Source organism: Chromatiaceae bacterium (genome assembly GCA_024235395.1).
Classification (GTDB): Bacteria; Pseudomonadota; Gammaproteobacteria; order Chromatiales; family Chromatiaceae; genus Thiosocius.
In genome coordinates this window covers 596970-610100 of the sequence record JACKMK010000004.1, presented here as the reverse complement: position 1 = coordinate 610100, position 13131 = coordinate 596970, and the positions used below count along the sequence as shown (strand labels likewise).

11 protein-coding genes are annotated in these 13131 nt (G+C 65.3%); 6 read left to right on the top strand and 5 right to left on the bottom strand.

Features of this window, described 5'->3' with window-relative positions:
- The first annotated feature begins 47 nt into the window (after window positions 1-47).
- From H6955_21285 to H6955_21270, 4 genes are all read left to right on the top strand, one after another.
- Complete coding sequence (locus tag H6955_21285; protein ID MCP5316103.1) at window positions 48-1313, top strand: cytochrome c family protein; 1266 nt, start codon at window positions 48-50, stop codon at window positions 1311-1313.
- A gap of 91 nt (window positions 1314-1404) precedes the next feature.
- Window positions 1405-2844 carry a hypothetical protein gene (locus H6955_21280; protein MCP5316102.1) on the top strand — a complete coding sequence of 480 codons (1440 nt, stop codon included), beginning with the start codon at window positions 1405-1407 and terminating at the stop codon, window positions 2842-2844.
- Window positions 2837-3472 carry a NapC/NirT family cytochrome c gene (locus tag H6955_21275; GenBank protein ID MCP5316101.1) on the top strand — a complete coding sequence of 212 codons (636 nt, stop codon included), beginning with the start codon at window positions 2837-2839 and terminating at the stop codon, window positions 3470-3472. Before H6955_21280 ends, H6955_21275 begins: the two co-directional genes overlap by 8 nt.
- 32 nt (window positions 3473-3504) lie before the next feature.
- Window positions 3505-3753, top strand: coding sequence for a hypothetical protein (locus tag H6955_21270; protein MCP5316100.1), 249 nt, complete (start codon window positions 3505-3507; stop codon window positions 3751-3753).
- A gap of 48 nt (window positions 3754-3801) precedes the next feature.
- Here H6955_21270 and H6955_21265 read toward each other — a convergent pair whose 3' ends face one another.
- A complete protein-coding gene (locus H6955_21265) occupies window positions 3802-4044 on the bottom strand; it encodes a hypothetical protein (GenBank protein MCP5316099.1) in 243 nt (80 codons plus the stop codon).
- A gap of 133 nt (window positions 4045-4177) precedes the next feature.
- Between H6955_21265 and H6955_21260 the strand changes: the two genes are divergently transcribed.
- Together H6955_21260 and H6955_21255 are read left to right on the top strand one after the other, a co-directional pair.
- Window positions 4178-5767, top strand: a complete 1590-nt coding sequence (locus tag H6955_21260) for a tetrathionate reductase family octaheme c-type cytochrome (protein MCP5316098.1) — start codon at window positions 4178-4180, stop codon at window positions 5765-5767.
- Entirely contained in the window at window positions 5767-6375 is a 609-nt protein-coding gene (locus H6955_21255; protein MCP5316097.1) for a cytochrome b/b6 domain-containing protein, read from the top strand. Before H6955_21260 ends, H6955_21255 begins: the two co-directional genes overlap by 1 nt.
- A 46-nt stretch (window positions 6376-6421) precedes the next feature.
- Here the strand turns inward: H6955_21255 and H6955_21250 are convergent, their stop codons facing one another.
- From H6955_21250 to H6955_21235, 4 genes are all read right to left on the bottom strand, one after another.
- Window positions 6422-7210 (bottom strand): hypothetical protein, encoded by a 789-nt coding sequence (locus H6955_21250; GenBank protein MCP5316096.1) that lies wholly within the window; start codon window positions 7208-7210, stop codon window positions 6422-6424.
- A 349-nt stretch (window positions 7211-7559) separates the two neighbouring features.
- Window positions 7560-10232: a U32 family peptidase gene (locus H6955_21245; GenBank protein ID MCP5316095.1), complete on the bottom strand. Its 2673-nt coding sequence runs from the start codon at window positions 10230-10232 to the stop codon at window positions 7560-7562.
- 53 nt (window positions 10233-10285) lie between these two features.
- A complete protein-coding gene (gene recN, locus H6955_21240; protein MCP5316094.1) occupies window positions 10286-11959 on the bottom strand; it encodes a DNA repair protein RecN in 1674 nt (557 codons plus the stop codon).
- Between the two features lie 120 nt (window positions 11960-12079).
- Window positions 12080-12961 carry an NAD(+) kinase gene (locus H6955_21235; protein ID MCP5316093.1) on the bottom strand — a complete coding sequence of 294 codons (882 nt, stop codon included), beginning with the start codon at window positions 12959-12961 and terminating at the stop codon, window positions 12080-12082.
- Window positions 12962-13131: the final 170 nt, after the last annotated feature.

Here is a 13131-nt window from a genome sequence, read left to right as displayed (position 1 = left end):
CCGTGCACGGGCAAAAAACAAAAAGCGCCAAATTGGAGGATCTAACTATGTCGCGTCCTAACGCATGGGTCGCACGGGTCTTTACGGCCGTCGTGTCCCTGTTCGCCCTGTCCGTCGCCAACGCCGTCAACAACGTCTCGTCCGAGGTCTGCCAGAACTGTCACAAGGAGATCTACCAGCAATGGAAAGACTCCATGCATGCCAACAGCACGGCGATCAACGACCCGATCCACGGCACCTTCTACAAGATGGTGGTCGGTGACCCGACGCAAGACGGCGTGAAAATGAAGAACGGCAACTATCCCGTCTGCCTGCAGTGCCATGCGCCGAATGCGGCGCTGGAAAAGGCGACCAAGCTGGACGCCAAGGTGTCCTACCAGGAGGGGGTCAACTGCGTCGCGTGCCATGCGATCAAGGCGTTCAAGGGCATCAATGCCCCGAACGGCAAGCTGCGCCTCGGCATGATGTCCTACGAGACCGGCGACACGCTGCAGGGCCCGGCCGGTTTCAACCGCGGTCTGCCGCAACTGACGGCAGCCAACGATATGTTCGGTGGTGCCGCGGATGACGGCAGCAAGCCCAATCCGCATCTTGGCGAGGGCGTCACGCTCGAAGGCAAGGAGATTCCGTCGCTGCCGCTGGAGGGGAATGCCGGGCTGATGAAATCGAACGCGGCCTGCATGGGCTGCCACGACAAGCGCAACAATGCGCACGGCGTGCCGCTGTGTGCCACCGGCAACGAGTACATGGTGAGCAAGAGTGACGTCACCTGCCAGTACTGTCATATGCCGATGGTCAACAACATCGCCGATCACAGCATGGGTGGCGGCCACGACGGCGGCATGCTCAAGCGCAGCGTCGTGTTCACGATGGATGCGAAGCCGGAAGGCGACAAGGTACTGGTCACCGTGAAGCTGAAGAATCAGCAGCCCCACGCGATGCCGACCGGCGCGCCGTTCCGCAACCTGGTCCTCAAGCTGGCCGCCTACGACGCCAACGGCGAGATGTTGTGGGAGAACGCGCCGGAACATCCTGCCAAGGACGATCCGCAGGCGTACTTTGCGTACCTGCTCGCCGACGACGCGGGCAAGGACGCGATGCCTCCGACCGCCACGCAACTGGGTCCGGATACCCGTCTGCGTCCGCACGAGGAGCGCGTGTTGAGCTACGAGATCCCCGCGAAGGGCGTTGCGCTGGTGCGTGGCGAGGTGCACTACAACCTGTTGTGGAAGGTGCTGGCGGACAAGTTCGCCCATCTGCCCGAGGAGCTGCGTTCGCCGCGGACCATCGCGGTGGCTGAAACCCGACTGTAATCGACGACCCGGGCCGGGCGGGCCGCGCGCCGACGAGGCGGCCCGCCGGGCAAGCACCGGCCATTGTCAGTCAGCAGAGGGATCAGTCCGCATGTGTTCGATACCGTTTCGTTGCAGCATTCTGCTGTTGTTTCTTTCCGGCGCCGCGACGGCCGCGAAGGTCACGCTGTCACCCGACAACTGGGGACACCCGGCCGGCGAGGAGTGTGTCACCTGCCATACCAAGTCGTCCGCCGGCATTGCCGCGCAATGGAAGGACAGCGCGCATGCCGAGGCCGGTGTGAACTGCATGGACTGCCACCAGGCAACGATCGACGATGCGGATGCGATCAGCCACGAGGGGCAGACCATTGCGACCGTGGTGTCGCCGAAGGACTGCGGGCGATGCCATACCACCGAGGCGGAGCAGCAGCAGGGTTCGGTGCATGCCGAGGCGGTTGCGGTGATCGCCGAGCGCATGCCGGCGATGGTGACCAACGTGGCCGGCCCGGCGATCGAGGCCGCGGGCTGTGCGCAATGCCACGGATCCAAGGTCGCGTTGATGGCGAACGGCAAGCTCGATCCGAACACCTGGCCGAACTCGGGGATCGGGCGGATCAACCCGGACGGATCGCGGGGTTCCTGCTCGTCCTGTCACGGTCGGCATGAATTCTCCAAGGCGCAGGCGCGCGAACCGCAGGCCTGCGTGCGCTGCCATTCCGGACCGGACTCACCGGACAAGGAGGTCTACGAGGCCTCGAAGCATGGCATGGCCTATGCGACCCACCGTGACAAGATGAACCTCGACGGCGACACCTGGGTGGCCGGCAAGGACTACAGTGCCGCGCCCACCTGTGCCACCTGCCACATGGGTGCGGCCGGGAAGCTGCCGGCGACCCACGATGTCGGCATGCGCAACGCCTGGAACCTGAATACCCCGGTCTCGGAACGACAGCACCTGGTGGTGTTCAAGGATGGCGACAAACGCGAGTTGCCGGAATCGATGGAACCGCCGCGGCGCGGTAACAAGATGTCGAAGCTGGATGGCGGCATGGGCGAGATCAAGGTGGTCGCCACGCCGCAGCGGCGGCGCGAGGCGATGACGCTGGTCTGTCGCGAGTGCCACGGCAAGGACTTCGCCGATGCGTTCATGTCGCAGTTCGACGACGTGGTGAAGCTGTACAACGACAAGTTCGGCGAGCCCGCGCGCGCGATCATGCGTGACCTGTATGCCGAGAAGAAACTGACCGCCACGCCGTTCGACGAACCGATCGAGTTCACCTACTGGGAGCTGTGGCACGACGAAGGCGCGCGCGCCCGGCACGGCGCCTCGATGGCCAGCCCGAATCACGCCTGGTGGGAGGGCATGTATGTCGTCGGGCGGAATTTCTACAGCCGCTTCCTCCCGCAGGTACGTGAGGTTGCCGGCGACGATGCAGACGCGCTGATCGACCGTCATATCGGGTCCTCCGCCGAACACAGCTGGCTCAAGTCACCGAACAAGGCGAGCCCGATCCTCGGGGTCGGCGTGCGTGGGGCCGCAGATGAGTAGACGCCGCTCCGCGCTGTGGCCCGGTTTCATCACCCGCCATGTGCTGATCGCCCTGGTGCTGGGGGGCTTGGCGGGTATCGCGTTCATGGTGTTCCTGATCGAGTTCGATCACTACACCAGCAGCGAGGCGTTCTGTACCACCTGCCATTCGATGGAGATCGCCGCCGAACCCTATCGCAAGTCGTCACACTACCTGCCGGAGTCGGGTGTACGCGCGAGTTGTGGAGACTGTCACGTGTCGCCCGGTGTGTTCGCGGCGACCTGGGACCACTTCATCGGCGGCAAGGATCTGTTCCATCAGATCTTCGGTGCGAACTACGACGATCCGGTGATCAATGCGCTGCACCTGCCCGAGGCCGCTTTCAGCGCGCGCGAATGGTTCCGGCGCAACGATTCGCATACCTGCCGGCGTTGCCACGAGCAGGAGGCGATCGTCGGCAAGCGCGCCGACACGCTGCAGATCCACCTGGACGAGACCGAAGGCAAGACCTGTGTCGACTGCCACATCAACATCGTGCATCGACCGGTCCCCGAGCAGGAGACCTTCAGGCGCGATGCGTGGAACCGGGCCGTCGAGGAGGAATTCGGGCTCGAGCCCGGAACCGCGGATGCGCTACTGGCCGAGTGACGCGACGGCACGTCAGGACATGGGAGTGAACGATGAAACTGTTGGTGCTAGGTTGCAAGACGCTGCGCGAGGGGGTACTGGTCTCGTCGATCTTTTTCGTCGGCGGTCTGTTGCTGACCCTGGCCGCTCAGCACGTGGTACCCGACTTGCTGCACATGAACCACGCCGTGCTGCTGCTGGGGTTCGTGTTGCTGTTGCTCGCGCCGATCGTGCTGGTCTCGACCTTTCTGCTGTCGATCCTGCCAGGGGCCGACGAGGCGACCGAGAAATGCGAGCGATGAAAAGGGTGCCGCCGACCGATGCCTGCGACACCCTGGGTTGCTATGTGCTCAGTGTTCGCAGAGGGCGAGCCGCTGCGAGACCTTGGGCAACATCGTCGCCACTGCGGTCGCGATCATGACGAACGGACTGACCGTCATCGTGGCCAGGCCGATGCCGCTGAGCAGCGTCGTCAGGATCGGGAAGTCGGTGCCGAACAGCGCGCGCGGGACCTGCAGCGCGAAGCCGAGACCGAACATCACGAGTGCCGTGACCACTATGTTGCGTAGATTTTTACAGTTCACCAATGTCATGGATTGCCTCCCAAAACTGCACGGGGCTATCAATTTCTGTAGTTGAGTATATAACCAAATACTTAAATATGACAACCTTTAAATTGGTCCATCTTCACCCGTCCACCGGCCGAATCGCCCGCAGGAGGCGTCGATGAAACCCGTTCTTGCCTTATGTATCGGCCTGATTTCGCTGTTCTTTAGCCTGCAGGCTCCGGCCGCGCCACGCGACGATCAATCGACCGCCGATCACAGCAAGTTCGAACAGCTGCAGGGACCCTTCAAGGACGGGCCATCGGTGACCGAGGCCTGTCTGAGCTGCCACACCGAGGCCGCGAAGCAGTTGATGAAGACCACCCACTGGACCTGGGCGTTCGACAACGCGCTGACCGGACAGCAACTCGGCAAGAAGAATGTCGTCAACAACTTCTGTGTCGCGACGGCCTCGAACTGGCCGCGCTGCACCAGTTGCCATATCGGTTACGGCTGGAAAGACGACAAGTTCGATCTGACCGCCGAACGCAATGTCGACTGCCTGGTCTGTCACGACAAGACCGGGACCTACAAGAAGTTCCCCACCGGCGCCGGCCATCCCAACTACGAACCGAAGATGTGGCCGCCCAAGAAGGGCAAGATCTGGCCGCCACCGGATCTGGTCAAGATCGCGCAATCGGTTGGCAAGCCGGGCCGCGACAACTGCGGGGCCTGCCACTTCTACGGCGGCGGTGGCGACGGCGTCAAACACGGTCACCTGGATTCGTCGATGCACCGGCCGACCCACAGCACCGATGTGCACATGGACGTGGATGGGCTCAACTTCAGTTGTCAGACCTGTCATACCACGGGCGGCCACGAGATTGCGGGCAGTCGTTACACGCCAAACGCCGCCGACACGCACGGGATCGATATCCCCGGGCGGACCGACAACAACCGTGCGAGCTGCGTCTCGTGTCACGGCGAGGCGCCGCATGCGGCCAACGCGGATCCCAAGCTCGACCAGCATGTCGACAAGATCGCCTGCGTCACCTGTCACGTGCCGCGGTTTGCCCGCGGCGGGCGCAAGACGAAGATGTGGTGGGACTGGTCCACTGCCGGCAAGAAGGACCAGCACGGCAAGCCGATCGTCATCAAGGACGCGCAGGGCTATCCCACCTACGACTTCAAGAAGGGTGATTTCCGTTGGGAGGCGGACGTGGTGCCGGAGTACCGCTGGTTCGACGGCAAGCTGGCTTACGCGACGCTCGGACAGAAGATCGATGATTCCAAGGTCGTGCCGATCAATACCATCGGGGGCAGCGCCAACGATCCGGGGTCGCGTATCTGGCCGTTCAAGGTGATGCGCGGGCGACAGCCCTACGACACCGAGAACAAGGTGCTGGCTGTCCCGCATCTGTTCGGCAAGGACGACGATGCGTATTGGAAGAGCTTCGATTGGGGCAGGGCGATCAACGCCGGTTTCGAGGCCAGCGGCTTGAAGTTCAGCGGCCACTACGATTTCGTCGAGACCGAGTATTACTGGCCGGTGACGCACATGGTGGCGCCGAAAGAGGAAGCCCTGGCATGCGGTGAATGCCACAGCCAGCAGGGCCGGATGGCCGGTGTCTCCGGTGTCTACCTCCCCGGGCGGGACCGCGCCAAATGGCTCGACATGATCGGTTGGCTGGCCGTGCTCGGAACCCTCGGCGGGGTATCGCTGCACGGATTCGTACGCATGATTGCGGCTCGCAGGCGGAGGAAGAGCTGATGGCGAGGGTCTATCTGTATTCGCGTTTTCTGCGTCTGTGGCACTGGCTGCAGGCATTGTTGGTGATTGCGCTGCTGGTCACAGGGTTCGAAGTGCATGGCAACTATGCGCTGTTCGGATTCGAGCAGGCGGCGGCGTACCATCGTATCGCTGCCTGGACACTGATGGGGCTGTGGGTATTCGCGTGGTTCTGGCACCTCACGACCGGCGAGTGGAAACAGTACATCCCGTCCCCGGTCGACCGGGTGGTCGCGATGATGCGCTACTACGGCATCGGGATCTTCAAAGGCGAGCCGCACCCGTTCCACAAGGACCGCTGGCAGCGGCACAACCCGTTGCAGCGGATGGCCTATCTGTCACTGCATGTGTTGATCGGGCCTGCGATCTGGATAACCGGCCTCGTGTACATCGCCTATCCGTACTGGTCCGAGTTCGGTCTCAGCGGCCTGTCGTTGACACCGGTGGCACTGGCTCACACGGCGGCGGCCTTCCTGATGTTCGCGTTTCTGATCGTCCACCTCTACCTGGCATTGACCACCTCGGAGCGTCCCTTCGGTTATCTGCGTGGCATGATCAGCGGCTACGAGGAGATGGAGAAAGAGGCCTGAGGGCATTCAACGCGCGGTCGGCCGCTTGGTCGCCGCGCGCGTCCGCTCAGCGCGCGCTACCGGTGTGCCGGCGCCATGGCAACGCAGTCGACCGTTGTCGACCCAAGCAGAACATGCCCAGGGCCAGCAGGGCGATGGGGGCAGGGGCCGGTACGGAACGGACGTCGCACGAACCCGATACGATTGCGAGAGACATCCTGCCCGGATCGTAGGTAAAGCACATCAGTGTGTCCGAAGCGGGAACGACAAAGCCCGTCTGTGCAACAGCGATCTCACCGAAGTCTTCGTTATGCACGACCAGTACCGAGTACGAACCGACCGGAATACCCGTGGTCAGAAACCGATAGATTCCGTCCCCGTCCGGATCCTGCAGCCAGGATCTCAGGCATCCGGGATCAAAATCCCCGCTGCACCCCAGCTCGCTTTGGAAGTCGCCAACCAGGGTGGCGATCACCGAATTGACGTTGTCGGTGATCCAATGCGATTTGTCGTCGTAGTAGAAGCTGACGGTCGTCGCCACGGCCAGATCCAAAGCGATGTTGGCCCCGCCGGGCGTGGCGTTTGCACCATAGCGTTCGGCGAAGCTGTCATCGATGGCAGCGATGTACTCCCAGGCCCCGACCGGCAGGTCGAACGTCGCCTGCCAGACATCATCGTCGAACACGTAGTTCAAATGCGTCAGCGAACAGGCGGGATCGAAATCGCCGGGACATCCCAGTTCGTCCTGGAGATTGCCCGTCAGCGTGACCGATGTCGGAACGGCGTGTGCGAGTGAGAGATTCAGACCCACAGACAAGAGCACCAAGAACTGGAACAGCCTGCGATTTGCGACCACTGGAGTTCTCCTTTACCAGACAGCCGGCGATAGCCCAAGCATAAAGCAGACCGCATTATGGCCCTGTCTCAGAACCCAAGGATTTCCCACGGCATTTTGATCGGGCCTGGCGGCGGCAGCCGTTGTCGAACCGAGTCCATGTAAAGCGGATTGACACTGCGGGACGGCAGATTCCGCGGTTGTCGGTTCCGTTCATTCTTTCGGTGCTTGTGGCGATCGGGCGGCCTGCCTTCCTCCAACCCTCCCTTGTGCTGCAGAAGGTTCCGAGCAAGACCGCTTTGTTGTGCCAGCGCGCCGACCCAACCTGTCCCTGTGTCCAGATCGTTCGCCGCAACTCGGAGCCGAATGGCTATCGCGCGGTCGGCTTCTTCATCTGTTCGCGCGGCATCTCGAGGCGCACGGCCAGCGATCCCAGGGCGACGCCTTGGCGGTGTCCGTTCGCGTCCGGCACGCGTGCTATCCGTTGTCTGAGGGCCTCGTGGCCCATATGCCCAGCGATGGCCGCACGGTAGGCCTCGACGAGGCCGGCGACCTCGGCGGCCGGTTCATCGACGAGTTCGACGCGAAAATGCCGGATGCCGGCGTCGCGCAGGGTGGGGAGCAGGGGACCGGCCGACTGCGCCGCGGCGTTGAACACCGTGTTGCGGCAACCGATGTCGGCCTGCACCAGGTGGTCGCCGCCCTGTGGGTCGCGGAGGTGGACGCGATGCCGCTCGCACGGCCGGCCGCAATCGCGGTAGCTGTCGCCGTCCGAAAGGAAGCGGGCGAACACGCAATACTCGGTGTGAAATACCGGCAGATGCTGATGCGCGACCACCTCGATGCGGGCGCGCTCGCCGGCCGGCAGCGCACGCGCCAGGGCCGCGAGCTGTTGCGCATTGAGATCATGGGTGGGCGTAAGGCGCTGCAGGCCTTGTGCGAGCAGCATGCGCGCCGCCAGTACATTCGCGCCGTTCAAGGAGAAGTCGCCGTGCAGGGCCGGGATGGTGTCGCCGTCGCCCAGCGGCGTGCCGGTCCCGCCAAGGTGCTGCAGCGTCCACAAAAGGCCCGCGGAGCGGACCAGCAGGGCATCGGGACGCAGACGACACAGGTAGCGCCACAGGCGTTGCTCGCCGGGCTTGAGTATCCGCGGCGCGGCGACCACCAGCCGGCGACCGGTCGTGCGCACCGCCGCGACCGCCTCGCGCAGGCCGTGGACCTCGAGAAAATCGACGACGATCTCGTCGACGCCGTCGAGCGCGAGCGCGGCATCGACCTGCTCGCGGGTCCGGCACAGCAGGCTGAATGCGGTCTCCGGCGGCGTCGCGTCAGCGACCGCGCGGTCACCGGGTCCGGGCAGCAGTGTCGGCAGGACCGGCCGTCCCGCCAGTCCCTCCGCCGAACCGGTCACGCGCCGGGCAGCCAGCAGGGCCTCTACGGCCTGCCTGCGCATCGTCTTGATCTCGCTTGGCGGCAGGAACAGTGGCGGTGCGTCCTGTTCGAGCGCGCACGCGATGTGGCCGACCGCATACGGCGTACCGCCAAGCTGGCCGATCGCCCTGGCGACCTTGGCGGCGTCGAGCGCACCGCCACGCGCCGCCTGCAGTGGCGCCTCGCTGCTTGCCGTGACGGTATGCCCGTCGTGGTCGCTGAGTATCATCGTCAACGGCTGCCCGAGCGCGCCGGTCACGTGGAAATCGACGACTACCGGGTGCTGCTCCTGCTTTTGATTGCGGGCGGGACCGGCGTCCTGCGCGCTGTCGCGGGTGCGCCAGATGCGGTCGCCGGGATGTACCCGTTGGAGCGCGAAGTCGTCGGCGAAGCGCAGCTCCACGTCACCGCTGTCGATCTCCCCTGCCAGCGAGTTGCCGTCGGCGTCGATCACCTGGTACACCGGGCCGCCGGTCTCGTGCGTCTGCGGTCGGCCCTGGTCGAACACCACGCCGTCGCCGCGTTTTACCGGGCCCAGCAGCTGCACCGACACGCCGCGTCGCCCGACGCCGGTCACCCGGCCGACCAGCAGGCCGCGGTGGCGTGGGTTGCGGCCGATCACCAGCGACTGATGCCGCGGCCCGAGCAGGAATCCCGGCGTCAGACCGTCCGCGCCGACGTCCTGTCCACGCGAAAACACCTGCGCCAGGCGCCGCCGCTGCGTGACCTCGAGGGGGCGCTCGTCCGCAACCGTGCGGCCGGCCAGGTGGTCGGCCCAGATCGTGTCGATTGCCTCGCGGTATGCGGTCACGGTCGCGTGCACATAGTCGGGGCCCTTCAGGCGGCCTTCGATCTTGAACGCGTGCACACCGGCGCGCACCAGGCGCGGCAGCAGCTCGATACCCATCAGGTCCTGTGGCGACAGCAGGTAGTTCAGATCCCCCTGGTCGCGCAGCCGGCCGTCGACGACCAGGCCGTAGGGGAGGCGACACGCCTGAGCACATTGCCCGCGGTTGGCCGAGCGCCCGCCCCAGGCCTCGCTCGAAAAGCACTGTCCGCTATAGCTGACGCACAAAGCGCCGTGCACGAACACCTCGACCTGGGTCGTGCCCTCGTGCACCACTGCGGCGATCTCGTCGATCGAGAGTTCGCGTCCCAGGACGACGCGCCGAGCGCCGAGCGCGGCGGCGCTGGCGACACCGGCGGCATCGGTGACCGACATCTGGGTGCTGGCATGCAGCGGCAGCCGGGGGGCCACCGCGCGCGCCAGGCGCGCAAGCCCGATGTCCTGCACGATCAGCGCGTCGACGCCTGCCAGCGCCGCGCGGCGCACCAGGTCCTCGGCGGTCGCCAGTTCCTCGTCGTAGACGAGGGTGTTCAATGTCAGGTAACCGCGCACGCCGCGCTCGTGCAGGTAGTCCATCGTCGAAGCGAGTTCGTCCGCCGCGAACGAGGTCGCCCGGATGCGCGCGTTCAGTCCGTCGGACAGTCCGAAGTAGACGGCGTCGGCGCCGGCCCAAACCGCGGCCTCGAGTTGTGCACGACCGCCGGCCGGTGCGAGCAGTTCGGGTTTGTGGCGGCCGGGTGCCGGCGGTGAGGTCGGTGTGCGCATGGCGCGATTGTCGCAGATCGGTGAGGCGTCGCGACAAACGGTACCGCGGGCGCTCAGGAGGCCTGTTGCGCCCGCTGGATCATCTCGCTGGCGTGGCGGCGGGTCTGCTCGGTGATCTCGATACCCCCGAGCATGCGCGCGATCTCGTCGATCCGGGATGCGGCGTCGAGGACGTCGATGCGTGTCTCGGTGGTCGTGCCATCGGTCATTTTGTGCACGCGCAGCTGCTGGTGCGCCTGGGAGGCGACCTGCGGCAGGTGGGTCACGCACAACACCTGGCGCTCGCCACCGAGCTGGCGCAGCAACTGACCGACGATCTCGGCGACCGCCCCGCCAATGCCGACGTCGACCTCGTCGAAGATCAGGGTCGGCACACTGCCGCAATCGGCGGTCGCGACCTGGATCGCGAGACTGATACGCGACAGCTCACCGCCCGATGCCACATCGCCGAGTGCGCCCTCGGGCTGGCCGGGGTTCGCGGCGACCAGGAAGCTCACCCGGTCGATACCGTGGGCACCGGGGCTGTCCGCCAGCGCCTCGCTGGCCACGCGAAACCTGCCGCCCTGCATGCCGAGACGCTGCATGCTGTCGCTGACCACCGTGGACAGCCGTTTCGCCGCGGTGGCGCGTTTGCGGCTGAGCTGCGCGGCGGCCTGCCCGAACGTCACCTCGGCATCCTTGACCTGCCGTTCGAGGGTCACCAGCCGGTTGTCGGCGTCCTCGAGTTCCAGGGCCTCGGCGCGCAGGGTTGCGAGCAGGTCGCGCAGTTCGTCCGGCCTGACGCGGTGCTTGCGCGCGGCGCCGTGCAGCCGTGCGAGCTGTTCGTCCACCTGCTGCAGTCGCTGCGGATCGAGTTCGACGCGATCCTGGTAGTGACGCAGGTTCGCGACCGCCTCGTCGATCTGGATCGACGCGGTCTCCAACAGGTTGCGGGTCTCTTCAAGCCCCGCGTCGAACGCGGCGAGTTCGCCCAGCAGGTGCAGCGCATGCTGCAGCGGCGGACGTGCAGCGCCCTCGTCGTCCTCGAGCACACCGAGCACCGTCGTGGTGTCGCCGAGCAGACGCTCGGCGTTCGCCAGACGCGTGTGCTCGGTCTCGAGTTCGGCCAGGGTCGCGCCATCGCAGGCCACCTCGTCGAGTTCGTCGATCTGAAACTGCAGGTAGTCGAGTCGGTTGCTGCGTTCGAGCGTGGCGGCCTGCAGCGCCGAGAACGCTTCCTGCGCATCGCGCCAGGCGCGATGCAGTTGGGCGACCTCGCGTACCTGGGTTGTCAGTCCGGCGTAGGCATCGAGCAGCTTGCGCTGCTCGACCGGGCGCAGCAGCGACTGGTGCGCATGCTGACCGTGGATGTCGACCAGCAACTCGCCGATTTCACGCAGCAGGCCCTGGGGGCAGGGGATGCCGTTGATGTAGGCGCGGCTGCGGCCTTCGCGCACCAGCACGCGGCGCAGCAGGCACTCGCCGTCGGCACCGAGATCGTGTGCCTCGAGCCAGCCGTGCACCGGCGAATCCGCGGACAGCTCGAAGCCGACGCTGACCTCGGCCTTGTCGGCACCCGCACGGATCATCGTGTTGTCGGCCTTTTCACCGAGCGCCAGCCCCAGGGCATCGACCAGGATCGACTTGCCGGCACCGGTCTCCCCGGTCAGCGCGTTGAGGCCGGGTTGCAGCGCGAGTTCGAGGCGGCGAACGATGATCAGGTCGGCGATGGTTATCCGGTTCAGCATGGCGGCACGCAAGGTGGTCGATCATCGATCGGCATTGCCTGCCCGCCGGGCAGGCCGCTGTCGCGGCATACCTGTCTCATGCGCGGTACCTTGACCGCTTGGAAGCGCGTCCCTGCATCGTCAGTTCTGCGGCATGCCGCCCCAGCCGAGTTTGGCGCGCAACACGTCGAAGTGGTCGTAACCGACCGGGTGCAGCAACCGCACCGGGACCGGGTGGCGGTGAATCCTGAGCTTCTCGTCGGCCTCGATGGTCAGGCTCACGGCGCCGTCGCAGGTGATCCGGACGTCCTGCGGATCGGTGTGCCCGCAGACCGAGATCTCGATCCGGTTGTCGGCGTGCACCACGATCGGCCGGTTGCTCAGGGTATGAGGACAGATCGGCACCAGCGCGATCGCGTCGAGACCCGGCGTCAGCAGTGGGCCGCCACCGGACAGCGCGTAGGCGGTCGAGCCGGTCGGGGTCGAGACGATCAGTCCGTCGGATCGCTGCGTGTACACGAAACGCCCGTCGATCCAGGTCTCGAACTCGATCATGCGCGCGATATTCCACTTGTGCAGCACGACGTCGTTGAACGCGAGCACCGACGGGCCGTCGCCGATCTGCGCGTTGAGCAGGAACCGTCGGTCTTCGTCGCAATGGCCGTCCAGGACCGCATTGAGAATGCCGCGCAGATCGCGTGGATTGACGTCCGCCAGGAAGCCGAGCCGTCCGAGGTTGACGCCGAGCAGCGGCACTTCCTCGTCGGCCATCTGGCGCGCCGCATCGAGCAGGGTGCCGTCACCGCCGACCACCACCGCCAGGTCGCTCTGCCGCGCCAGTTCGACGACCGAGGATCCCTCGCCGAGACCGAGCACCTCGGCGCTCAGGCGATCCGGCAGCAGCTGCAGGCCGCGTGCGCGCAACAGGTCCTGCAGTTCGTGCAGCGTCGATTTCAGCTGGTCGGCGGCGTTCGGTTTGGCGATGACTGCGATTCGCCGAAACTGTGTCGCCGCTAGATTCACGATTTTCGATGGCCCGCCGCTTATTGTTCCGGGCAAACTAGCATGCGCACCGACGCCCGCCAAGGGCTCGCAAGGGTTTCTTGACAGGTCAAAAAGGGCCTCTTGATAATCGATCGAGAACCCGCGTGCGGACGCGCGGTCCGACTTCAATAATGGCGGTGGAACGATAG

Bases quoted from the DNA above. Each gene is read 5' to 3' on its own strand.
- H6955_21285 (MCP5316103.1), top strand. From the start codon at position 48: ATGTCGCGTCCTAACGCATGGGTCGCACGGGTCTTTACGGCCGTCGTG.
- H6955_21280 (MCP5316102.1), top strand. From the start codon at position 1,405: ATGTGTTCGATACCGTTTCGTTGCAGCATTCTGCTGTTGTTTCTTTCC.
- H6955_21275 (MCP5316101.1), top strand. From the start codon at position 2,837: ATGAGTAGACGCCGCTCCGCGCTGTGGCCCGGTTTCATCACCCGCCAT.
- H6955_21270 (MCP5316100.1), top strand. From the start codon at position 3,505: ATGAAACTGTTGGTGCTAGGTTGCAAGACGCTGCGCGAGGGGGTACTG.
- H6955_21265 (MCP5316099.1), bottom strand. From the start codon at position 4,044: ATGACATTGGTGAACTGTAAAAATCTACGCAACATAGTGGTCACGGCA.
- H6955_21260 (MCP5316098.1), top strand. From the start codon at position 4,178: ATGAAACCCGTTCTTGCCTTATGTATCGGCCTGATTTCGCTGTTCTTT.
- H6955_21255 (MCP5316097.1), top strand. From the start codon at position 5,767: ATGGCGAGGGTCTATCTGTATTCGCGTTTTCTGCGTCTGTGGCACTGG.
- H6955_21245 (MCP5316095.1), bottom strand. From the start codon at position 10,232: ATGCGCACACCGACCTCACCGCCGGCACCCGGCCGCCACAAACCCGAA.
- recN (MCP5316094.1), bottom strand. From the start codon at position 11,959: ATGCTGAACCGGATAACCATCGCCGACCTGATCATCGTTCGCCGCCTC.